The following is a 22,819-nucleotide window of genomic DNA, read 5'->3' as shown; positions in this document are numbered from 1 at the left end:
AAGTAGTGTTGCATTCAAAATTTATACTATTTTAGCGCATACAATTATTAGTATTAATGGTACAACAAGTTACAAGCGGCATTAAAATTTCTGTCGAAACCAATTTTGAAGGTACATTTTATAAAAATTATAAAGTGCACTTTGCCTTTGGTTATAAGGTAACTATTGAAAACCAGAGTAAAGACTCTGTTCAACTTAATACAAGACACTGGAAAATCCTTGATGCTCTCAATAATGAAGAGATTATTGAAGGAGAAGGTGTCATAGGCAAAAAACCTGTTTTAAAGCCTGGTGAATCTCATACCTATAATTCTGGTTGTTTATTAACTTCTCCTTTTGGAGCTATGCAAGGTCATTATAACATGGTGAACTTCACAAAAGCAAGTAAATTTAAAGTTTATATCCCTTCTTTTAAATTGAGTGCTCCTTTTGCACTTAACTAAGTATCAAAATGCTTTAAAAATTCGAATCTAAATTGTTTGGATTGTTGTTCTATATGAAAGAATAAGCAGTTAGAATAGTGTACGAATTGATATTCTAAAGAAACATCAAAACCTTCTTGATTAGCTACATATATACCATCAGCATCAATATTACCATAAGGCGAAATTCGTCTGAATCTAAATTCAAAAGTTTCTTCTAAATCATAAATCTCAAACCACGCTCCAGCTGCAATACCACTTAACCATTGGGCATGGTCAACTATAACTTCGGTATGCTTAGGCTCTAAAGTTCCGGCTAAACTAGGATTGTAACCTTTTAAGGTATCTAAAAATAATCTCCTATTTTCTTTACTTACTGAGGATTTAAACTCTCTTATCTCTCCCTGTTCAGACACTACAAAAACATCATTTTCGGTATCAGCAATGACCACATTTCCTATTGTACTAGGTGTAAACCATTTAGAATTTTGTAGTTTCTTTTTTATTTTTGAGTTAGTTAACGAGGCAATTAATGTATCTGTTACGAAGCGTGCACAATTACAAGCATCTTTTATAAAAGCTGCATACCGGATGAAATGTTTATTTTGCATTTTGGTGATATGCGTTCTTGCCAAATCATAATTAACAGCATTGCAAACTGAAGCATACAGATTCCCATCACCATGCGTTAGTTTGGGATGAGTTGCTAAAAATTTTAAAATCTCATTTAGATTAGTGATTCGGTCATTATCAATTTTTGCAATGAGTGGAAAATTCAATTCAAAGTCAGTTTCTCGTCCTCGAACTCTACCATTTGGAGCAGAAGTAATATATCTTCCAAAATCATGGTATTCTAAAACACCTGTTTCTTTGTCAATCAACACCAAGGCTGCATGACCTGCTCTAACATGTTTTTTACTTCCAACAAATAAGAATCTTAAAAATGGCGAATACCATTCTTCAGCATGTGAGACTATTGTTTCAGGATAAGCAAGCGTTAAAATAAAAGCATCATTTTTCAACATAATTAAGCTCAGAAAATTCAGATGGCAACTTACAAAAATTATCTAATAATCTTCACATAACAATAACGTTTCAAACAAACGATATATCATAAATATTGTACCTTTGCACTTTCAAATTTCAAATCAAAAAAACAAAATATATTATGGGAAAAGGATTCTTTAATGTACCTGTAGCAGTCAATGAACCTGTAAAGTCTTATGCACCTGGTTCACCAGAACGCAAAGCCGTAGCTGAAACTTATAAAGCTATGTTTAACAGTAAAGTTGAAGTCCCAATGTACATCAATGGAAAGGACGTAAAAACTGGAAACACCAGAACTATGTCTCCTCCGCACGATCACCAACATGTTGTAGGTGAATATCATTTTGCAGAACAAAAGCATATAGAAGATGCTATTGCAACTGCTTTAGAAGCTCGTAAAGAATGGTCACAAATGCCATGGGAACAACGGGCTGGTATTTTCTTAAAAGCAGCTGAATTAATCGCTGGTCCATACAGAGCAAAAATTAATGCTGCAACGATGATTGCACAGTCTAAAACGATACACCAAGCTGAAATTGATGCAGCTTGTGAATTTATTGATTTCTTGCGTTTTAATGTTCAGTTTATGACTGATATTTACATGGAACAACCAGAAAGTACAAGTGATGCATGGAACAGAGTTGAGTACAGACCTCTTGAAGGTTTCACCTATGCAGTAACTCCTTTTAACTTTACGGCTATTGCAGGTAATTTACCAGCATGTATGGCTTTGATGGGAAATGTTGTAGTTTGGAAACCAAGTGACAGCCAAGTTTATTCTGCGAAGGTAATTATGGATGTTTTTAAAGAAGCAGGTGTACCAGCTGGTGTTATTAACGTTGTATTTGGCGACCCAGTGATGATTACAAATACTGTAATGGCCAGTCCAGATTTTTCTGGTTTACATTTTACAGGTTCAACATTCATTTTTAAAGAGTTGTGGAAACAAATAGGAAATAATATCCATAACTACAAAACCTACCCAAGAATCGTTGGTGAGACAGGTGGAAAAGATTTTATTGTGGCACATAAAACAGCAAATGCAAAACAAGTTGCGACTGCTATTTCTCGTGGTGCTTTTGAATTTCAAGGTCAAAAATGTAGCGCTGCATCTAGAGCGTATATTCCTAAAGGTATTTGGGCTGATGTGAAAAAATATCTTGTTGAAGATATTAAATCATTCAAAATGGGATCTCCAGAAGATATGAGTAATTTCATAACTGCAGTAATCCATGAAGGTTCTTTTGATAAATTAGCTAAGTATATTGATGGTGCAAAAGCAGATAGCGATGCCGAAATTATTGCTGGTGGGAATTACGATAAATCTAAAGGATATTTTATAGAACCTACAGTTATCGTAACCACAAACCCAAAATATACAACTATGTGTACGGAGTTATTTGGTCCAGTAATAACAATATATATTTATGAAGATGAAGCGTTCTCTGAAACTTTAAAATTAGTTGATGAAACAAGTGAGTATGCTTTGACTGGAGCTATTTTATCTACAGATCGATATGCTGTGGAAGAAGCTACCAAAGCACTTCAGAATTCTGCTGGTAACTTTTATATTAATGACAAACCAACAGGTGCCGTTGTTGGACAACAACCTTTTGGTGGAGCGAGAGCTTCAGGCACAAATGACAAAGCAGGAAGTGCTCAAAACTTATTGCGTTGGGTATCTCCAAGATTAATTAAAGAAACCTTTGTTACTCCAACAGATTATAGATATCCTTTTTTAGGATAAATACTTTTAACTAAACGAAACCCTTAAATCTATACTTTTAAGGGTTTTGTTTTTAAATGAAATGTCAAAAAATTAAGTTCATAGCGTAAACATTGAACCTTAAAATGGAGTAGTTTCTATTTGTTGATAATAAAAAGTATTGCATTTACATTGTAAGCTATGACTAGAACAAAGATTCTGGTGTTAAATTATCAATGTAAAGATTTAACTTGTTAATATATTTAACCGAAGAACCACGCTCTAAATCCTCCTCAGCAAAAAACACAATCTTATCGTTATGATCTACCATAGTAACGGACAGTTTACCATTTTCTTTCTTCAAAATAACGTAAGCGACACGTTTATCATAAGTATCGCGTGAGGTAATAAAAACCACACCAGATTCTAACTTATTGTTTTTAAACATGGCCTTATTTTGCACCTTACCGCTTTTATCATATCGTATTACTTCTCCATCAATATAATAATTATGAACAGTATAGCTCAATCTCTTATTGTCTGAATCTTTGTGAAAAGCAATGGTTTGCGCTTCCTTTCCATCTTTAAACTGTGTTATACGTTTACCACTTTCGTCGTGAGATATACGCTGAGTTAAAACCCCATTATTGTAGGTTTCTTCAGTTGGCTTTTTGTTGTAACCAGATGCTTTTATTTTTGTTCCATCAAAAGGGTTCCCTTCTTTATAAACTAAGCTGGCAATTGGTTTCTCATCTTCACCATAATAAGTCGCCTCGCCGTTTAATATATCATTTTTAAACTTCTCAATCGAATCTAGTTTACCATTGTAAGAGTATTTCTTTACTAAGCCTTCTCTTTTATCATTTATAAACTGACCTTCTTCTGAAATTCTCTCTTGACTGTAATCATAAACTTGATACAAACCATTTCGTTTACCATCTTTTATAGTGTACAGAGTTTTTGTTTTAGAATCATAGACTGTACCTTCCCAAGGTTGACCATTTTTGTAACTAGCCTCTGCAAATATGTCTCCATTTCTAGTATAAGATTTTGAGCAACATGTAACGTCTATTTCTTCTTTTAGTATACGATCTATATCTCCGTATTGTTTGTAAGGCCCATAGTCGTATCGCTTTAAACTGGTGATGATCCCTTCTTTCTCTGTCTTAATTAAGCTTACAATATTAGACTCTGGGAAAAACTCGTATAAAGTACCATCCTTTTTCGCGTAATCATAGATTCCGATAAGCTCCTCTTTTTTATTATAGAATTTACCGCTTATTTTATCGTAACCTTTATATTCAATATCACTTTGTATTGAGCCATTGCTGTAATATACTATCTCTCTTATTTTATTGTAACCATTATCTTCATAGTACTCAGTTTTTTTGAACTCAACTATGCTGTCTTTTCTCATCAATTTCCCATATATAGCAGTGCGAGATTTCATATTACCATCTTCATAAGATTCAATACTAGAAATGTCAGTATTATAACCTGTATAAAAACGCTTACCACTAATTGGCTTGGCATATTTATTCTGGTAATTAATGTCTAAAACACCCAATACTTCACCTTTTTTATCATAGTAGATTTCCTTTTCTTGAGTCTTTTCGTTAAAAATTATTTTGGTCTTTGGGTAGTAATTTATTTCTTTTACAAGCTCTCCGTCTGTATAGGTAGCTTCCTTATTTCCTGTGATTTCTGTGCCATTGAACGGGTAATAATTTTGGTAAGTCATGCGCGCTATTTTCTCACCCTTTTCATTATAACTTATTTGAAGTTGTTTCGCATTTTCCTTGTATGTGGTTATTGTTTTTAATGCTCCCTTGTTATAATGAATTTCTTCTTTTGTTAATTCTCCATTTTCATAGGTGCGCATTGAAGTAATGTCATCTGCATCTTCTTCTTTATAACTGTAGGAGAAGAATATTTCGGTGCCATCATATGGTTTTAAATAGTTATTACTTAATTCGTAGGTCACGCTAGCTAATTCAGTACCATTGAGTGCATAAAACGTCTTTTTATACTCAGGCTCCATATCGAATTTAGTTCTTAATTGCCCATTAGGATAGTACACCGTTTCACCTAAAAAACGATCGTAAGGATAATATCTAATTTGCCTCACACGCATCGGATTGTAGTAATAAAACACCTCAACACCTTCAAAATAACCATTATCTAATTCTTTCTTCGTTCCAATGAGCTCGCCTTTTTCGTCGTAGTATTTAGATAAAATGTTTGCTCCTTTAACCTTTCTGTAATTCTCGTACCGAATGCCATTAATGTCTTCTCCATAAATAATTTCTTTTATGGTATCGTTTTTAATTTCTGTATAATAGTTGTTAGCATTCTGACCTCTATTCATCTCACCACTTATAAAATAATTGCTTTCATAAATAGCTACGAGTTTCTTATCGGCTAGAAATGTAATAAACTTACCATTGAGTTTATTATTCTCGTATTGACCTTGCTGATATAATTTACCATCCTCATTGTACCAACTTACTTCTCCTTGCCATACAGATTTGTCTCTACTTTTAGATAGACCACTCATTTGAAGCTGACCTGAGGCATAATAATCCTCTATACGAAATAGTTCTCCTTCCTTTTTAACTGGTGGTCGAAAAAAAGCGGCACTGTCTTTTACAGTCTCTTTCCAATCTAACTTATAATAAATTGTGTCTTGTTGTGATTGTGCTTTTATGGAAATAAAGGAAATCGAAAAAAATAATATTTTTACAAAACGTCTCATTTTCTTAGGATATAACATCTCTTTTAATTTAAATCTTAATAGGTCTATTTTATTAATGAGTCTTTAAAAATTAATTAAAGCTCATCCAATAGTTGTTGTTTTTTTAATTGATATTCTTCTTCCGATATCAAGTCATCTTCAAAAAGACTTTTTAAATCTTTTAGTTTTGTTCTAATATCATTGCTGTGTGATGTGCTTTTATCTACAGAGTCATTAGCATTCATAGCATTACCCATATTCATACCTGCAAACATACCCATACTTGCACCTGCAACCCCTTCATTTTTCGCCATATCTCTCATAGCTTTTAACTTCTGTAACTCAGCAAAATCAACACCTGCAATATTTGCAGCTTTAACTTCTGCTTGCATATCACTAATCTCGTTAATTCGATCTGTTGTTGTTTTATCAAATGAAGTACCTTCAATTCTAAAATCAAGAAGTTTGAATCCTAAATCTTCAAAAATTTGATCTGTTTTTTGTTGAACTTCTGAAGCAATTGTTTCAATATGACTATCAATTTCTGCATAAGAAAATTTGGCATTAGCTAAATAATTTGAAATTGGTTGAGAAATGCGACTCAAAAATATTTCTTGAAGCTCATCAACAAAATAATCAGATTGGCCAGCCATAACGTTAATAAAGAAATTTTTAGGCTCTGTGATTTTTAAGGAATAATTACCATAACCTCTCAAATGAACTGGAAATGCGTAAACAGGATCGTTATAAGTTATCGGAATACGAGTTCCCCAGCGCACATTTAGCATATCTGCTTTCCTGTAGAACCATATACCTGTTTTATGCTCACTTACAAAAGCATTCATAATCTTCTTAAGTGTAGTAATAAATGGTTTATTATCTGTTTTTAAATCGTAAATACCCGCTTCATCAAAAACACCCTCTATTTTACCTTCATAAGTAAAAATACAGCCTTGACCTTCTTGTAATATGAGTTTTGAAGCATTTTTAAGCTCATCTCCCTTATCCGTGAATTTATAAAACAGTTGGTATTGCTTAGGGCTTTCCCACTGAATTACTGAACGCATTTGATTTATAATACCCATAACTTTTATTTTTTAAGTTTAAAAATCTATATCTCCACCTAAATCAACTCCATCTGCTTTAAAATTTTCTTTCCAGTAGTTTTGCCATTTATCTGAGATAGCAGACGTTTCTCTGTAGTTTTTTTCATAGTCGGCGCTTCCATGTTTAACATAAGAATGAAACCAATCACTGTAATGCATGCTTAAATTACTCCAATCGTGCAAATTAAAACCGTACTGCTGTAAAATAGCAGAAGCATCCATACCTTGCTCTGAGGCTAGAGATTGGTGCCAAAATATTTTTTGATATGCATCGTAATCTGGTACTTGCTCAAGTAATTTATCTAGTTTGTTCTCACCAGATACACCTGCAAACTTCCCTACTTTTGGATTTGTAAAATAACCACTATATGTAGTTGCAACAGCCATATCTTCTGCCATTAAATCTCCCAATTTTCCAGCCCAAGCTTCATTTGTTTGTTGCCAAATTGGCAATTCAATCCCTAATATCTTACAAACTTCATCTTCACCCATACCTTGTGCTATGTTACCGCAAGCAGCTCCCCAATCTTCAAATGACACTCCGTTTATTTTTTCCATGGTCTATAGTTTTCAAATTAATTTATGTGGTTTGTATTTTTTTATAATTTTCAAATTCTTTATGCTTACGCTCCATATCATCTTCATAGCGTTTTTCTAATTCAGAATTTAAGGCAATGCGTTCTTTAAAAAAAGCTTCCCAATATGCAGTATGTGCTTTTTGATAAGTCTGCCAATATGATTCTGGAGCTTGTCCTCTGTGTACTCTAATTGCTTCTATTGCACTTTCCATGACATCAAATTGAGACTGCGTTTTCACCTTAGATATATTATCAATAATTCCCCAACCAACTTTTAAGAATTGAGTTTCAGGAGCGATTGTATTTACCGTATTACAATAGTTACATGTAATATATTGAGCTCTAAATAAATCGTTTAGTATTTGAATTTCTGAATTACATTGGGTACAATTATGAACTTTATCCGCAATTTTAATTGCATGATCATAAAATAATTGAGATAACTCACCTTCCAACTCACGCTCAAATGCAGTTAAATCTTCTTCTAATTTATCTCCTAAATCCGATCCTTTTGTATATTCATCTGAAGCAAAATCTCCGACAGCTTCCATTTCTGGTGCAACTTTTTCGTCCCAAACAGTATCAATTTTTTTAGACAACTGTCTTATCTGTGCTTTCATTCCTTGCCAAGATCGCATTACAGTTTCGTAATCATAATCTGTTTCTATTAATTGATCTACACAAGCATCTTTAGCATGCGTTAATGACTCTCTAAATCGATTTTCAATTTTCGATAAAAAGCTATCCCATTTTTCAATTAATATTTCTTTAGTTGCCATATTAGTTATCTGACTTTACATTAATTCCTATATCCATAAAAGTAGTTTTACAATAACTACACACCACTAAATTTGATTTTTTTGGTCTAGGCGCACCACAGGTATCACAATCTCTTGTTTTTACTACAGCTTCTTCACGAATTTTCTGATTATACATCGTGTTTTTACTCTTTGCAGCATTATCACTTATCTTTTTAAATGGATTGGACATAACCGTTGTTTTTCATATTGTAAAATTCTATAATATCTAAATCTAAAAACACCCTGTTTTCAGGGTTTTTCTTATCACTACATTATCACTTATGCTTTAGAGGAAGATAAATAACCTTTTTAGTTTCAAAAAAATCGTCTTCAAAATAATCTGAAAGTAGAAATGCTTTTACATTAGTGTATTGCTTCAACTCTTCAGTTAAATCACCACCTTTAAGGTATAAAACACCGTTTTTTAGTTCGTTTTGCTGCTTTTTAGCAATCTTTCCCTTAACCCACTTTGTAAACTCTGGCATAGCAGTTACAGCTCTACTTACAATAAAGTCGAATGTTTCATTAATGGCTTCTACTCTACTATGTGTCGTTTTTACGTTAGTTAATTCAATAGCTTCGCAAACCGCATTAATAACCTTCAGCTTCTTATTAATGCTATCGACCAAATGGAATTGACAATTTGGAAACATAATAGCCAATGGCACGCCAGGAAAACCGCCACCTGTACCAACATCTAAAATCGAAGAATTATCAGTAAACTCTATCACTTTAGCAATTCCTAAAGAATGAAGGATATGTCTCATATATAATTCGTCAATATCTTTACGAGAAACCACATTTATTTTAGCATTCCAATCTTTATATAAAGCTTCTAAAGCTCCAAATTGGTTGATTTGAGTTTCGGTTAAATTTGGGAAATATTTCAGGATTAACTCCATTACTTTATTTTTTTCCAAAAATACTTAAATTTAACATGCATAAATTATCGGATTCTCATATGCTTGATTTTAATTATTAACTATATTTGACGCATTACATATTGTATTTAAATCCCTAACGTTATATCATAAAATAAAAATTAATATGACACAACAAACCTTAAGATTCTCTAGAACGGACTCCGCAAAATTCTTCAAGACTCTAAATAAACGTGTTAACAATTATTTCAAAGAAAATAATATTAAGAAAACAGGTAATTGGAAGCTATATATAAAAGCCATAATAATGTTTACATTATTACTTGGACCATTAGTTTTATTATTAACGGTTGATTTGCCTACTTGGTTACAAATTATTTCTATGATGGTAATTGGTATTGGGATGGCTGGTGTTGGAATGAATGTAATGCACGATGCAAACCATGGTTCTTTTTCTAGCAAAAAATGGGTAAATAAACTTATGGGAAGTAGCATACACATATTAGCTGGTAATGATTACAACTGGAAAGTGCAACACAATGTACTGCATCACACCTATACTAATATTCAAGGACACGATGAAGATATTGATGCAGGAAGAATAATTCGGTTTTCCAAACATTCTAAATGGTTAAAAATCCATCAATATCAAAAGTATTATGCCTTTTTATTATACGGACTGTTAACGGTTAATTGGGCTATTACAACAGATTTTAAACAGACTTACCAATACCTGAAAAGAAAATTATCCTATGGTGAATTCCCTAATCCTGCGACACAATGGACAAAGTTAATTATTGGTAAAATAATATACTATTCCATTTGGGTCGTTTTACCTTTGACTTTGGGTTACGCGTGGTGGCAAGTTTTAATTGGATTTTTAATTATGCATTACACTGCTGGTATGATTTTGAGTGTCATTTTTCAGTTAGCACACGTCATGCCAAATACCGATATGCCTTTACCAGATGAAGATGGAAATATGAAAAACACCTGGGCAATTCACCAACTATTTACAACGTCTAATTTTTCTCCTAAAAGTTGGATTGTTGAATTTTATACAGGTGGCTTAAACAGACAAGTAGAACATCATTTATTCTCAAATATAAGTCATGTACATTATAAAAATATAGCAAAAATAGTAAGAGAAACTGCTCACGAATTTAGTTTACCTTATAATGAATATAACTCTATTTGGACTGCTATTGCAGAACATTATCATCAACTAAAAGAATTAGGTAAAAAGCCAAGTATGGCATAATGTAATTCTCAGATTAACAATAACTAACTACAATGAACCAACTATCAGATAGAATTAACAATCTATCCACATCGGCTACGCTCGCTATGGCCGCTAAAGCCAGAGAATTAAGAGCAGAAGGAAAAGACATAATCGGATTAAGTTTAGGGGAACCAGACTTTGATACACCAGATTTTATCAAAGAAGCAGCTATAGAAGCTGTAAACCAAAACTACAATAGCTACACTCCTGTTGATGGATATGTAGACCTAAAAGAAGCTATTATTACTAAGTTTAAACGCGATAATAATCTTAGCTATACTTTACCTCAAATTGTTGTATCTACAGGTGCAAAACAAGCTTTATACAATATTGCTTCAGTAATGCTTAATAAAGGGGATGAAGTTATTTTACCATGTCCTTATTGGGTAAGCTATGGTGATATTGTTCAATTAAATGATGGAGTTCCTGTTGAAGTAAAGACCTCTATTGATAACGATTTTAAAATGACAGCTGCGCAACTTGAAGCTGCCATTACCCCAAAAACTAAGATGATTTGGTACAGTTCTCCTTGTAATCCAAGTGGATCAGTTTACAGTAAAAAAGAACTCAGAGCATTAGCAGATGTTTTGCAGAAGCACCCAAACATATATGTTGTATCTGATGAAATCTATGAGCATATCAATTTTAAAGGTGGTCATTTTAGTATGGCTGAATTTGAAGACATGTACGAGAGAACGGTTACTGTAAATGGCGTCTCAAAAGCTTTTGCTATGACAGGTTGGAGAATTGGATATATTGGAGCACCAGATTGGATAGCTAGAGCTTGCAATAAGATACAAGGACAAATAACAAGTGGTGCAAACTGTATAGCACAACGTGCTGTAATTACAGCTTTAGAAGCTCCTGCATCTAGCGTGCAATATATGGTAGACGAATTTAAAGTACGTCGTAAACTTATTTTAGATTTGTTAGGTGAAATTGATGGATTTAAGTCTAATGAGCCAGAAGGAGCGTTTTACGTTTTCCCAGATGTATCTGCTTATTTTGGAAAAACCATAAAAGGAAAAACTATTAATAATGCTACTGATATGTCATTATTTCTATTAGAAGAAGCATTGGTAGCAACGGTAACTGGTGAAGCTTTTGGTAATCCAAATTGCATTAGAATATCTTATGCGGCATCACAAGAAAATATTAAAGAGGCAATTAAACGTATTAAAACAGCGTTGAGCTAGTGTACTTGCATCAATCGCCTTTTTTTAAGAAAAGCTATAACGTGATTTTTGCGTTATAGCTTTTTTATTATGATGTAAAAAATAGCCAAACCAAAGCTATACTTATTACAATCGTTAACCCAATGATTTTCACCCAAAGGATTTGATTTTCTTTTTTTAGTTTTTGTCTTATATCTCTTAATTGCTTTGGGGTAGCAGTAGGGAAATCATATTCAAGTTTTTTGTTTTTCCCATAACCTCCTAGCGTCTTTTTAAATCGTTTAGATTTATCAAGCATAATGCTTTTATTACTTTTCATTGTACTTATCATTGATTCTCCTAGTGACATAAATTCTAAGTTTTAAAAGTTAAGTAATGGCAATAGTAACTGCATCGACATATAATGAAACATGTCATTAAATTGTAAAAGACACTTAATAAAAAGTGTCAGTTAGAAGATCAAAAAAAATAGTCTATTCTATTTAGAATAAAGCGACTAACGCTATGGCAAAAACTGATAGTTTTAAGATTACAGCAGTATGGTTTACCATATTGAATTGTGAAGATTTTAGCCGTTGTCTAATTCCAAATACTGATTTCGTAGTAGACTTACTGAAGTTTTGCTTTACAACTGATTTGTAATTAGAATTTAATAATCCGTTGGTTGTAAAATGAGATACCTCAATGGGTTCTGGTGTAAATTCTAATTCTTGTTTTAATACTAATTCCATGATTGATATTTTTAATTGGTTATACAAGTAAGACGCACAACAATTAAAAATGTTACAGCTTGTATTGCAACTATAGCGAGAGATTGACCATGTGAATTCAAAAAAATACCAGTAGAAATATAGGCTAGCTATATTTAAAAAAAAATTAAAAAAAGTTGAAAATTATCACTTATTGTCCTCTTCCGAATACTAAATTAAGCCCAAATTGCAGAGAGGCGCTTTGCGCTTTTGCTAAATTTTGATATTCTAATAAATTATCAGCTAAAAAGTATATATTAACAGGTCCTATATAACTTGAAATGCCTAAACCAACATTGGAATAAGAGAATGAATCCGCTGTATAAGTTGCTTTCAGACTAAAACCTTCAAATAGCCTTCTGTAGTAATATAATGTTAGCGCCAATTGTGGTTGTCTAGATCTATTTATGGCATATAATTGTGTGCCTATTTCATTTATATAGCCACTTTCTTTATCTAAACAATCACAATCCTTATTAACTTTTTCCCCAAAAGCATAGCGTAATGCTGTATTCAATTTTAGAGGTCTCCAAGTTGTATATTTCTCCGTTGTTTTCTCAATTTGAAATACATCTTCAAAATTATCGGCAATAGAATTCCAATAGTCCTCAGCACTTTGCCCAGTGCCTACTTCTGGAAAGATAGGATTAATACCTTCAAATGTGTAATTTCCTTCTAAGGTATAGTTTTCTATATCTTTTGTATGTCTTATAAACCCAAAATCAAGTAAGCTCGCCTCAAAAGTGAATTGTTCTGTTGCTTGATAAGTCAACCCTAAATCTAAACCCAATCCTAAGTTACCACCTAGTAATATTCTTTTTCTTATCCCCCTGATATCATCAGAAACTTCACCCTGACCAAAACCAACTACACCAGATGTTTGTAAAAGAACATCTAAATCAAAATTATGCGTTAAGAAATTATTTTGTCCTTGCTGAGTTATAAATGAACCTTTGTTTTTGGTAGAATTTACATTAAACACACTGGAATAAATTTTCCCTCTTGCACCTAATGTTAATCCATCATTCATCTTTTTAGTGAAACCGAGGTGAAACACTGAAAGTACCTCTCCACTCACATTAAAATCACTGACATCGAAAACTCTACCAAAATTATTCGCATTGCCCTCATAGGCTAAAACGGCATAATCTTCCGGATAATACAAAATAGCATCTGTTTCAATATACATTCCAAAAGACAAGTAGTTTTCTTTTTCTACGCCATTACCAACATCAAAACCAGCTAAAAAAACATCTTGTTGCTGGTTCACTGTAAAAAAATCATTTGCTTCTAAATTAAAAATAACATTTTGAAGCTTCATATTAAAATCTCGACCATCATCTGCAAATAAATCATATACAGTTGCCCCTGAGCTACCTGCACTGAGATGAAAATTTGACAATAAAGGAAACCCAACAAACCAATTATTCTCTATGGTTGTACCTGGATTAATTAGTACAGATTGAGGAATATCCTTAAATCCAAATAAAAGTTGTTTGTTCTGTGCATTTATAACACAAAATGCGGTTATTATTAATAAAAATGTTAGCCTTTTGCATTTCATGGCTAAACATCTATATTAAAATAAAATACACCTTTAGACTTTAAAGAAATTTTTCCTGAAGAGTTTTCATTTAAAATTGAATCATCAGAACTAGGATACAATCTTAATGTAATTACCATTTTAGTGACTAATTTGAGATCATCTAAACTATCGTCTTCAAAAATTTCAATATATTCTGTGACTACCTCATTGCCAGAAGAAGAACTTAAGGCATCAAATGAAAGGGTATGCTGTAACTCATCTGTATTATTTAAAAAATCTACTTGCAGATTAAATGTTCTAAGAATGGTATTAGTAGTTTTAAAAATGAATTCTGCTTTTACTAAATTATCTTTAACAAATTGATCTTTAAATATTTCAATGTTGGCAATAGAATCCCTTACTATTTCTAGTTCTACATCATTTATTGAAAATTGAGAGGCTTCCACTTCTGTATAGACTAAGCTTGCCTCCAATACTGGACTTAATGAAAGATTATCTGCTTGATCAAAATCTACATCTTTAACACATGAGATTAATGAAGTTGATAAAATGATAATATAAAATACCGTTTTGACATTAATTTTTAACATACTCTAAAACTTAATTTCTTACTAAAGTAACGCATTATGCTAAAAACATATTGCGAATTACCTATTTCTCCAAAAGAAAGGCGTCAAAAGTATAAGAACTGTAAACAATTCTAATCGTCCAATAAGCATTAAAAAGGACGCCCACCACTTTCCTAAAGGTGGCAATGCAGAATAATTATTAACTGGTCCAAATTCTCCTAAGGCTGGTCCAACGTTACCTAAACTTGATGCTGACAGTCCAATAGCAGAAGTAAAATCTATTTGCAGCATAGAGAAAACCAAGGCACCAATAATAAAGGACAACATATATAATATGAAGAAACCTAGTATGTTAAACACTATATCTCCTGAAATGGATTTTTTGTTATAACGTACTGGCAAAATAGCATTAGGATGTAAAGCACGCTTAAATTCTAAAAAGCCATTTTTAATCAAAATTAAATGACGTACTACCTTTACACCACCAGATGTGCTACCTGCAGAACCTCCTAAAAACATCAGTCCGAAAAAGAAAACCGTTAAAAACGGCGTCCACATGGTATAATCTGCTGTCACAAAACCAGTGGTAGTAACTATAGCTAATACCTGAAATAAACCATGTCGTACGGCACTTTCACCCTCGCCAAAAACCATAGGATGCGTAACTGAAGATTGAGATACATCCGCTCTAAAATATATTAAAAGCGCAGCAACTATGGTAAATGCGGTAATGAATCTAAAGTAAAGTTTAAACTCATCGTCTTTGATTACTTTAACTACATTACCCTTAAATAGATAATAACTCAATACAAAATTTGTTCCTGCTAAAAACATAAAAAATATGATAATGTATTGTATCGCAGGATTATCATTCCAATGGGCAATACTGGCATTTTTTGTAGAAAAACCACCAGTTGACAGCGTACTTAGCGCATGATTGATAGCATCAAAAAATGACATTCCTGCTATCTGAAGTAAAATAGTTTCAGCAATAGTATAACCAACATAAATTAGCCACAGACGCTTTGCAGTATCTGTTATTCTAGGATGTAATTTATCTCCTCCCGGACCTGGTGCTTCAGCAGCAAACAACTGCATACCTCCTACTCCTAGTAAAGGCAAAATGGCAATAGCTAAGACAATAATACCCATACCACCAATCCAATGTGTTGTACTCCTCCAAAATAAAACACCTTCTGGTATTATTTCGATATCGTTCAAAATACTAGCACCTGTAGTAGTATAACCAGACATGGTTTCAAAAAATGCATTTGTAAACGAAGGGATGGCTTCTGTCGCCAAATAGGGCAAGGTTCCGGTAAGAGACATTACAATCCAACCAAAGGCTACAACAACATAACCTTCGCGTTTATTCATTTCTTTTCGATGATTTTTAGTTGCAAACATTGCAACACCACCTAAAAGCAAGGTTGCTAAACCAGCTAAAAATAACTGAAAGGTGACACCATCTTTATATATAAGGCTAATCAATGTAGCTAACATCATAAAGCCACCATTGAACAATAGTAGTAATCCGAAAAAATGGAATATAATTTTATAATTAAGCTTCATCTAATTTATAAACTATGCGAAAAATGCTTCAACTTCAGAAATAGAACGAGGTAAACAACAGACTACAACACGATCTCCTGCTTCAATTTTAAAGCTTCCTAGAGGAATCATACCTTTTCCATTTCTTATAACTCCACCAAAAATCGCTGATTTCGGAAAACTTAAATCCTTTACCACTTTATTGGTGATTTTAGAATTTGGCTTAACTACAAACTCTAAAAGTTCTGCATTCATATTGGTAAGTTTGGTCATAGCAACGACCTCGCCTTTTCTAATGTATCTAAATATGTTGTTGGCGGCCAATAGTTTTTTATTTATCAATGTATCGATACCAATCGATTGAGATAACTGGTAATAATCCATATTCTCAACTAATGCTATAGTTTTCTTTACACCTTTAGATTTCGCTAAAAGACAAGACATAATATTGGTTTCAGAATTACCAGTTACTGCAATAAATGCATCCATGTCTGAAATATTTTCTTCATCTAATATTTCAACATTTCTTCCATCACCACATATCACTAAAGCATTAGGTAGGCGATCCGCTAGGTCTTCTGCAACCGGTTTTCTACTTTCAACCAATTTAACGTTAAACTTACTTTCGCATAAATCTCTGGCTGTTTTGTACCCAATTTTACTTCCGCCAAGAATCATCACATTCTTAATTTCAGACTTTACCTTACCAGACAATTCAAATAATTCGTCATCACCACCTTTTGAAGTCATAAAAACGACTTTATCACCTTCCTTAAACTGCGTGTCACCTCTAGGTATTATAGTATATTGTGTTGCATAGCGTTGAATTGCAATTGGAATAAAATGCAACTCTGAATATATCTCTGCGGCCTCCTTAACCGTTTTACCAACAAAAGTTGCCGTTCTAGACAACCGCAAGCCAAGCATTGTTAAAGCCCCTTCTTCAAACTCATAGGTATCATTAAACCCGTACTGATTTAATAATAATTCTATTTCTGAAGCAGCTAAAGATTCAGGAGAAATTAATTCGTCAATCCCAAATCTAGAAAACCCAATGGTTTCTTTTTCATCAATAAATTCGGTATTAGAAATACGAGCTATAGTACGCTGCGCTCCCAGTTGTTTAGCAATTACACCAGCTGTAATATTAGTAGTTTCTGAAGATGTAACAGCGATAAAAAGTGCTGCAGTATCTATACGTGCTTCTCTTAAAATGGAAATAGACGTGGCATCTCCTTTTATAGTTTTTATATCTAAATGCTCACCAGCATAAACTAAACTATCCTTTTTAGTATCAATAAGAGTTATCTCTTGCGACTCGTAGGACAATAGTTTTGCTAAATGAAACCCAACCTCTCCAGCACCTGCGATAATTATTTTCACACGTTTAAATTTTAATATTTATTCTAATAAATTTTTAATAAAATTAAGAACACCTGTAACCGCTGCGCTCCCGTATCAAAAATTTTAGAGGCGAGCTTTCGCAAAAAAATCTAATTTTTTTGATATTTTTTTCATCGCTAATTATTGAAATAAACATGCAAATATACTAAGAAGTTACAAGTTAGCGGGTTTCTCTATTGCATAAAGTATCATTTACTCACTTCATGTTAATATTTAGCAATTTTTCTATACTGAATCATTATTCTCTTCGCATTAACTTTAAATACCTACAACTTCAAGGACTTATAACTAATCCGTATATTTGCCAAAAATTTTTAATGGCTGAAAAAGTAAATCCCTACAAAGACAGTGACCAATCTAAAAAGATTCAGGTTACCAAAATGTTTGACACCATTTCTAAAGAATATGATGGCTTAAATCGCGTCATTTCTTTTGGTATTGATGTAAAGTGGAGAAAAAAAGTTGTTAAAATAGTTACTGAAAAACGGCCAGAAAATATTTTAGATATAGCTACAGGAACTGGTGATTTAGCCATTAACCTCACTACTACCAAAGCCAAAGAGATTATCGGTTTAGATATCAGTGATGGCATGCTAGAAGTAGGAAGACAGAAAATAAGAACTAAAAAATTAGATGGTATTATCTCTATGGTAATTGGTGATTCTGAAGATTTACCTTTTAAAGACAACACCTTTGATGCCATTACTGTTGCATTTGGAGTTCGTAATTTTGAAAATTTAGAGAAAGGGTTAGCTGAAATATTAAGAGTATTGAAACCCAATGGTGTTTTTGTAATTTTAGAAACATCTGTACCTACCAATCCTATTTATAAGGCAGGATATAAAATTCACACAAAACTAATTCTACCAATTATTGGGAAACTGTTTTCAAAAGATAAAATTGCTTATAGTTATCTGAGTGAATCGGCTTCTGTTTTCCCATATGGTGAAGCTTTAAACAATATTTTAAGAAAAATCGGGTTTATTAATGTCGAAGACAAACCACAAACCATGGGTGTGGCAACAATTTATACAGCATCTAAAGCATAACATGAAAAAAATCTTAACCGTAATAGCATTTTTTTTAGCATTTCAAAGTGCATCTGCTCAACTATTTACCAAAGAAAAAGTAGCCAATAATCCAGATCCAAAGGATGAGGAACTATTATCTTGGGGTTATTTTATTGGGTTCAATCAATATGATTTCAAATTTGAGTATAATGAAGATTTAAGAGACATATTGGTAGATAGAACATTTGGTTTTCATTTGGGTCTCATCGGTGATATGCGAATTAATGACTATCTAAACCTCAGGATGGAACCTGGTGTATTCTTTACCACTAGAAACTTACAATACGATGAAGGTTATTTTAATGGTATGGAATTTAATGATTCTGATTTATTGAGGGAAATAAAATCTACCTATGTACATTTACCTTTATTGTTAAAAATGTCAACGAAGCGCATTAATAACTTCAAACCTTTTGTTGTCGGAGGTGTGTCGGCAGCAATCAATCTGTCTAGCAACGAAGACAATCCGAATGATAATAATTCTGGTGAGTTTAGAATGACAAAAAACACGTATTTCTACGAAATAGGTTTTGGGATAGATTTCTATTTACTCCATTTTAAATTCACGCCATCTATCCGAGGAATTTTTGCTATCAATGATGAGATTATTAGAGACAATGATCCAAATAGTCCATGGACAGGTAACATTGCAAAAATGCAAACAAGAGGTGTTTTTATAAACTTTACATTTCAGTAGTAGTTCGTCGCTTAAATTCGCTTAAAATAATTGCAGTGGCATTGGCAACATTTAAACTTTCAGTAGATTGATTTTTTCCAAATTGCGGAATTGTTATTCTCCTATCTACTTTAGATGAAATCGCTTCAGAAATCCCATTAGCTTCATTACCTAAAATCACAATACCTTCAATAGGTAAATTTGAGTTATAAATATTTTCACCATCCATAAAAGTACCAAAAACACTAGCTTTACTAGATTCTAAATACACTTTTAAATCGAGATATATAACATTAACACGAGCTAGAGAACCCATTGTAGCTTGTACAACTTTAGAATTATAACAATCAACGGTATTGATACTACAAACCAAATCTTTAACTCCATACCAATCACATAGACGTATAATAGTACCCAAATTACCCGGATCTCTTACATCATCTAATGCTAAAATTAAGCCTCCATTTTGCGGTGATATCGACTTTGGAATTTTAAAAATAGCTAAAGCCGTATTAGGACTTTTTAGCGTTGATATTTTTTTAAGTTCTGCATCGGATATTTCAGCGATTTGGTGATTTGGTGCATCAAAAATTAGTTTTGTAGTAAAGAGGTTTTCTAACCGAAAGTCTGAATTTAGAAATTCATTAATTCCTTTTACACCTTCAACCGTAAATAAACCTAATTGCTGTCTATTCTTTTTTTGACTTAAACTTTTAATTAACTTTATTTGATTCTTTGATAACATTAAAAACGCTTTACATTTGTTTGTAAAATACAAAGTAAATCGTTTTACCCTTATTATTTTTCTAATTTTATTTAAGTACACATACTTAAAGCCATAAATGGTATTATTTTTGTTTCGTACAAACATTATCAAAACACAATACAACCTTTGAGATTGTCAAATCGTATTTATTACTTAGGTAAAAATTACAAATCACTTTGTAATGTTTTGGTATTGTCCCTATTTATTTTTTCTATTAGTTCTTGTAATGTAGTAAAACGTGTCAAAGACAATGAGCATCTTATTACCGAAAACGCAATTATTGAAGACGGAAAAATAAATAATGAAGAACGTATTAATAATATCGTTATTCAAAAAGTTAATACTGGCATGAATGGTTTATTAGGCATTAAATTGCCTCTTAAACTAGGAATTTACAATTTAGCCAGACCGAATATTGACTCAATTATTAATGCTAAAGTGCTAAGTGATTCTTCTAAAGTAAGATGGAAAACTAAATTACTTTCAAAAAAGCAGTTTGATAAAGAAATAGAAACACGAAAAAATTTCAATACTTGGCTAAAGCGCACAGGTGAAGCACCAACTATTCTAAATGAAGATAAAACCATTAAAACTACTAATAACCTTAGAAAGTATTATTACAGCAAAGGATGGTTTAATAATCAAGTAGAATATGAAATAGAAAAAGACAGTAGTAAGCGCGCGCAAGTCACCTATAAAGTCACAAAGAACAAACCTTATATATTAGATTCTATTACACCAATAATAAGCAGTGTTGCAATTGATACATTGTACGATAAATTCAGTAATACATCTCTACTTATAAAGGGTGAGCAATATAACCAACTAAATTATGAAAAAGAGCGCGAACGCATAAATACTTACTTGCGTAATGCTGGCTTTTATTATTTTGGGCAAGATTACATCAGTTTTGTAACTGATACGATAAAAACAAATCACAAAGTAAATACTGAACTAATTATTGCTAATCGCTCCATTAGAGGAGAGGACTCTACTACGACGGTACCCTTTAAAATTTATAAGATTAAAGAAGTAAATATTTTTACGGATGATAACTTTGATAACCGTTTTAAAACCATATCAGATACTACAATTCACGAAAATTATAATCTGTATAGTAAAGACAAATTAAGATTTAGACCTAAAGCACTAACTGATGCTGTTTTCATCAATAAAGGGGACACTTATAGTGATTTAGCTCGTAGTAGAACCTCGCGCTATCTTAACGATTTGCAGATGTTTAGATATCCAAGCATCGATTATGTTGAAAATGAGGAAGACACAACACTAACCGCAAACATTTATTTAGAACCCAAGAAAAAATATCAATTGAGCTTTGATCCAGAAATAAATACTAGTAATATCCAAACCATTGGATTTTCATTTAGTACGGGATTAAAAATCAGAAATGTTTTTAGAGGTGCCGAATCATTAGAATTAAGTGGTATTGCAGCCATTGGAGCATCACGAAACCCATCAGATGACAATACCTCCTTTTTCGATATTAACGAGTTTGGAGGAAATATTAGGCTTACCATACCTCGCTTTTTTTCACCGTTTAATACCGATAAAATTGTCCCTAAATATATGTCTCCAAGTACGGTAATTAATTTATCTGCCACAAGTCAACAAAACATCGGATTAGATAAACAAGCCTTATCTGGTGTGCTAAGTTATAATTGGTTTCCTTCAAAAACAGTTACCAATAACTTGGATCTTTTTAATGTGCAGTTTGTAAAGAATCTTAATACCAGCAATTACTTTGGAGTCTACACAAATTCCTTTGGCAGATTAAATTCCATAGCTAGAGAAATTGATTATATCGGAGATGGCGAAACTTTAGAGAACCCGCTTATTGAAAACGATTTTTCTCCTGCAGACCAATTTATTGATGATGTATTGGCAGGAGATACATCTTTAACATTAAACGATCCTGATTTTGCTACAGTAAATAATATTGAAGAACGAAAAGAACGACTCACTGAGAATAACCTTATTTTCTCCACCAGTTTTGACTATAAAAAAGACAAAAGGCAAAATATTTTTGATAACGATTTTTCAGTATTTAAATGGAGAGTAGAATTGGCTGGTAATTTACTGTCTAATATCTCAAGACTTACTGGTGCCTCTAAAAACGACAACGGTAATTACGAAGTTTTTGGTGTCGCTTTTTCGCAATATTTTAAAACCGAAATTGATTACGTAAAATATTTTGATTTGGGTCGAAAAAATGTATTTGCATTTAGATCATACGCCGGTATTGCTATTCCTTATGGTAACTCTAATAGTATTCCGTTTGCTAAAAGTTTCTTTGCTGGTGGACCTAATGACAACAGAGCTTGGACAGCTTATAATCTAGGGCCTGGAAGTTCCGAAACCACAAACGAATTTAACGAGGCCAACTTTAAAATTCATTTGAGTGCAGAACAACGCTTTAATCTATTTGGGCAATGGTATGGAGCACTATTTATTGATGCAGGTAACATATGGAATGTACTAGACAATGTAGAAGATGAAAATGCGACCTTTAACAATATTAATTCTTTAAAAGATATTGCTGTTGGTTCTGGTTTTGGCATACGTTATGACTTCGATTTTTTCGTGCTACGCTTCGACACAGGTTTTAAAACCTACGATCCTTCACTAATTGAAGGCAGTCGTTGGTTTAAGGAGTACAACTTCAGAAATGCGGTTTTCAATATTGGAATTAATTATCCTTTTTAATATAATTTTTATTCAGCTTCAGCTACATCGTTTT

At 32.5% G+C, this 22,819-nt stretch carries 21 protein-coding genes; 7 read left to right on the top strand and 14 right to left on the bottom strand.

The window, feature by feature from the left end:
• Window positions 1–56: 56 nt before the first annotated feature.
• Window positions 57–443 carry a Co2+/Mg2+ efflux protein ApaG gene (gene apaG / locus SJY34_RS14555; RefSeq protein WP_386060958.1) on the top strand — a complete coding sequence of 129 codons (387 nt, stop codon included), beginning with the start codon at window positions 57–59 and terminating at the stop codon, window positions 441–443.
• Here the strand turns inward: apaG and SJY34_RS14550 are convergent.
• Complete coding sequence (locus SJY34_RS14550) at window positions 440–1,447, bottom strand: DUF6695 family protein (protein ID WP_400076866.1); 1,008 nt, start codon at window positions 1,445–1,447, stop codon at window positions 440–442. The genes apaG and SJY34_RS14550 overlap by 4 nt on opposite strands.
• Window positions 1,448–1,590: 143 nt before the next feature.
• On the opposite strand from SJY34_RS14550, the gene pruA reads away from it, so the two are divergent.
• Entirely contained in the window at window positions 1,591–3,216 is a 1,626-nt protein-coding gene (gene pruA / locus SJY34_RS14545) for an L-glutamate gamma-semialdehyde dehydrogenase (RefSeq protein WP_400076864.1), read from the top strand.
• Between the two features lie 163 nt (window positions 3,217–3,379).
• On the opposite strand, the gene SJY34_RS14540 is transcribed toward pruA, so the two are convergent.
• The 6 genes from SJY34_RS14540 to rsmG form a co-directional block, all read right to left on the bottom strand.
• Window positions 3,380–5,947, bottom strand: a complete 2,568-nt coding sequence (locus tag SJY34_RS14540; protein WP_400076862.1) for a toxin-antitoxin system YwqK family antitoxin — start codon at window positions 5,945–5,947, stop codon at window positions 3,380–3,382.
• Window positions 5,948–6,003: 56 nt separating this feature from the next.
• Window positions 6,004–6,993, bottom strand: a complete 990-nt coding sequence (locus SJY34_RS14535) for an SPFH domain-containing protein (RefSeq protein WP_400076860.1) — start codon at window positions 6,991–6,993, stop codon at window positions 6,004–6,006.
• Window positions 6,994–7,011: 18 nt separating this feature from the next.
• Window positions 7,012–7,572 (bottom strand): hypothetical protein, encoded by a 561-nt coding sequence (locus SJY34_RS14530; protein WP_400076858.1) that lies wholly within the window; start codon window positions 7,570–7,572, stop codon window positions 7,012–7,014.
• Between the two features lie 22 nt (window positions 7,573–7,594).
• A complete protein-coding gene (locus SJY34_RS14525) occupies window positions 7,595–8,371 on the bottom strand; it encodes a hypothetical protein (RefSeq protein ID WP_400076857.1) in 777 nt (258 codons plus the stop codon).
• A 1-nt stretch (window position 8,372) separates the two neighbouring features.
• Window positions 8,373–8,582 (bottom strand): hypothetical protein, encoded by a 210-nt coding sequence (locus SJY34_RS14520; RefSeq protein ID WP_400076855.1) that lies wholly within the window; start codon window positions 8,580–8,582, stop codon window positions 8,373–8,375.
• Window positions 8,583–8,667: 85 nt separating this feature from the next.
• Entirely contained in the window at window positions 8,668–9,294 is a 627-nt protein-coding gene (gene rsmG / locus SJY34_RS14515; RefSeq protein WP_400076853.1) for a 16S rRNA (guanine(527)-N(7))-methyltransferase RsmG, read from the bottom strand.
• 145 nt (window positions 9,295–9,439) lie between these two features.
• Here rsmG and SJY34_RS14510 point away from each other — a divergent pair, with 145 nt between their 5' ends.
• A complete protein-coding gene (locus SJY34_RS14510) occupies window positions 9,440–10,534 on the top strand; it encodes a fatty acid desaturase family protein (RefSeq protein WP_400076851.1) in 1,095 nt (364 codons plus the stop codon).
• Window positions 10,535–10,566: 32 nt separating this feature from the next.
• The gene (locus SJY34_RS14505) at window positions 10,567–11,751 is read left to right on the top strand and encodes a pyridoxal phosphate-dependent aminotransferase (RefSeq protein WP_400076849.1); all 1,185 of its coding nucleotides are present in this window, start codon (window positions 10,567–10,569) and stop codon (window positions 11,749–11,751) included.
• Window positions 11,752–11,818: 67 nt separating this feature from the next.
• On the opposite strand, the gene SJY34_RS14500 is transcribed toward SJY34_RS14505, so the two are convergent.
• From SJY34_RS14500 to trkA, 6 genes are all read right to left on the bottom strand, one after another.
• Window positions 11,819–12,079, bottom strand: a complete 261-nt coding sequence (locus SJY34_RS14500; RefSeq protein WP_400076847.1) for a hypothetical protein — start codon at window positions 12,077–12,079, stop codon at window positions 11,819–11,821.
• 133 nt (window positions 12,080–12,212) lie between these two features.
• Window positions 12,213–12,461, bottom strand: a complete 249-nt coding sequence (locus tag SJY34_RS14495) for a hypothetical protein (protein WP_400076845.1) — start codon at window positions 12,459–12,461, stop codon at window positions 12,213–12,215.
• Between the two features lie 169 nt (window positions 12,462–12,630).
• Window positions 12,631–14,043: a DUF5723 family protein gene (locus SJY34_RS14490; protein ID WP_400076843.1), complete on the bottom strand. Its 1,413-nt coding sequence runs from the start codon at window positions 14,041–14,043 to the stop codon at window positions 12,631–12,633.
• A gap of 2 nt (window positions 14,044–14,045) precedes the next feature.
• Complete coding sequence (locus SJY34_RS14485) at window positions 14,046–14,615, bottom strand: hypothetical protein (RefSeq protein WP_400076841.1); 570 nt, start codon at window positions 14,613–14,615, stop codon at window positions 14,046–14,048.
• A 57-nt stretch (window positions 14,616–14,672) separates the two neighbouring features.
• Entirely contained in the window at window positions 14,673–16,166 is a 1,494-nt protein-coding gene (locus SJY34_RS14480; protein WP_400076839.1) for a TrkH family potassium uptake protein, read from the bottom strand.
• A gap of 12 nt (window positions 16,167–16,178) precedes the next feature.
• A complete protein-coding gene (gene trkA / locus SJY34_RS14475; RefSeq protein ID WP_400076837.1) occupies window positions 16,179–17,528 on the bottom strand; it encodes a Trk system potassium transporter TrkA in 1,350 nt (449 codons plus the stop codon).
• A 338-nt stretch (window positions 17,529–17,866) separates the two neighbouring features.
• On the opposite strand from trkA, the gene ubiE reads away from it, so the two are divergent.
• Window positions 17,867–18,598 (top strand): bifunctional demethylmenaquinone methyltransferase/2-methoxy-6-polyprenyl-1,4-benzoquinol methylase UbiE, encoded by a 732-nt coding sequence (ubiE, locus tag SJY34_RS14470; RefSeq protein ID WP_400076835.1) that lies wholly within the window; start codon window positions 17,867–17,869, stop codon window positions 18,596–18,598.
• Between the two features lies 1 nt (window position 18,599).
• A complete protein-coding gene (locus SJY34_RS14465; RefSeq protein ID WP_400076833.1) occupies window positions 18,600–19,316 on the top strand; it encodes a porin family protein in 717 nt (238 codons plus the stop codon).
• Here the strand turns inward: SJY34_RS14465 and SJY34_RS14460 are convergent.
• Window positions 19,303–20,040, bottom strand: a complete 738-nt coding sequence (locus tag SJY34_RS14460) for a TrmH family RNA methyltransferase (protein WP_400076831.1) — start codon at window positions 20,038–20,040, stop codon at window positions 19,303–19,305. The two genes, SJY34_RS14465 and SJY34_RS14460, sit on opposite strands and share 14 nt — an antisense overlap.
• A gap of 153 nt (window positions 20,041–20,193) precedes the next feature.
• Here SJY34_RS14460 and SJY34_RS14455 point away from each other — a divergent pair, with 153 nt between their 5' ends.
• Entirely contained in the window at window positions 20,194–22,785 is a 2,592-nt protein-coding gene (locus SJY34_RS14455) for a POTRA domain-containing protein (protein WP_400076829.1), read from the top strand.
• The last annotated feature ends 34 nt before the right edge of the window (window positions 22,786–22,819 follow it).

Source organism: Winogradskyella sp. R77965, from assembly GCF_044594915.1.
In the GTDB taxonomy this organism is placed as follows: domain Bacteria; phylum Bacteroidota; class Bacteroidia; order Flavobacteriales; family Flavobacteriaceae; genus Winogradskyella.
Note: the sequence above shows the minus strand (reverse complement) of the source record. Positions and strands in the feature narration are given on the sequence as shown.

Bases quoted from the DNA above. Each gene is read 5' to 3' on its own strand.
- apaG (WP_386060958.1), top strand. From the start codon at position 57: ATGGTACAACAAGTTACAAGCGGCATTAAAATTTCTGTCGAAACCAAT.
- SJY34_RS14550 (WP_400076866.1), bottom strand. From the start codon at position 1,447: ATGTTGAAAAATGATGCTTTTATTTTAACGCTTGCTTATCCTGAAACA.
- pruA (WP_400076864.1), top strand. From the start codon at position 1,591: ATGGGAAAAGGATTCTTTAATGTACCTGTAGCAGTCAATGAACCTGTA.
- SJY34_RS14540 (WP_400076862.1), bottom strand. From the start codon at position 5,947: ATGTTATATCCTAAGAAAATGAGACGTTTTGTAAAAATATTATTTTTT.
- SJY34_RS14535 (WP_400076860.1), bottom strand. From the start codon at position 6,993: ATGGGTATTATAAATCAAATGCGTTCAGTAATTCAGTGGGAAAGCCCT.
- SJY34_RS14530 (WP_400076858.1), bottom strand. From the start codon at position 7,572: ATGGAAAAAATAAACGGAGTGTCATTTGAAGATTGGGGAGCTGCTTGC.
- SJY34_RS14525 (WP_400076857.1), bottom strand. From the start codon at position 8,371: ATGGCAACTAAAGAAATATTAATTGAAAAATGGGATAGCTTTTTATCG.
- SJY34_RS14520 (WP_400076855.1), bottom strand. From the start codon at position 8,582: ATGTCCAATCCATTTAAAAAGATAAGTGATAATGCTGCAAAGAGTAAA.
- rsmG (WP_400076853.1), bottom strand. From the start codon at position 9,294: ATGGAGTTAATCCTGAAATATTTCCCAAATTTAACCGAAACTCAAATC.
- SJY34_RS14510 (WP_400076851.1), top strand. From the start codon at position 9,440: ATGACACAACAAACCTTAAGATTCTCTAGAACGGACTCCGCAAAATTC.
- SJY34_RS14505 (WP_400076849.1), top strand. From the start codon at position 10,567: ATGAACCAACTATCAGATAGAATTAACAATCTATCCACATCGGCTACG.
- SJY34_RS14500 (WP_400076847.1), bottom strand. From the start codon at position 12,079: ATGTCACTAGGAGAATCAATGATAAGTACAATGAAAAGTAATAAAAGC.
- SJY34_RS14495 (WP_400076845.1), bottom strand. From the start codon at position 12,461: ATGGAATTAGTATTAAAACAAGAATTAGAATTTACACCAGAACCCATT.
- SJY34_RS14490 (WP_400076843.1), bottom strand. From the start codon at position 14,043: ATGAAATGCAAAAGGCTAACATTTTTATTAATAATAACCGCATTTTGT.
- SJY34_RS14485 (WP_400076841.1), bottom strand. From the start codon at position 14,615: ATGTTAAAAATTAATGTCAAAACGGTATTTTATATTATCATTTTATCA.
- SJY34_RS14480 (WP_400076839.1), bottom strand. From the start codon at position 16,166: ATGAAGCTTAATTATAAAATTATATTCCATTTTTTCGGATTACTACTA.
- ubiE (WP_400076835.1), top strand. From the start codon at position 17,867: ATGGCTGAAAAAGTAAATCCCTACAAAGACAGTGACCAATCTAAAAAG.
- SJY34_RS14465 (WP_400076833.1), top strand. From the start codon at position 18,600: ATGAAAAAAATCTTAACCGTAATAGCATTTTTTTTAGCATTTCAAAGT.
- SJY34_RS14460 (WP_400076831.1), bottom strand. From the start codon at position 20,040: ATGTTATCAAAGAATCAAATAAAGTTAATTAAAAGTTTAAGTCAAAAA.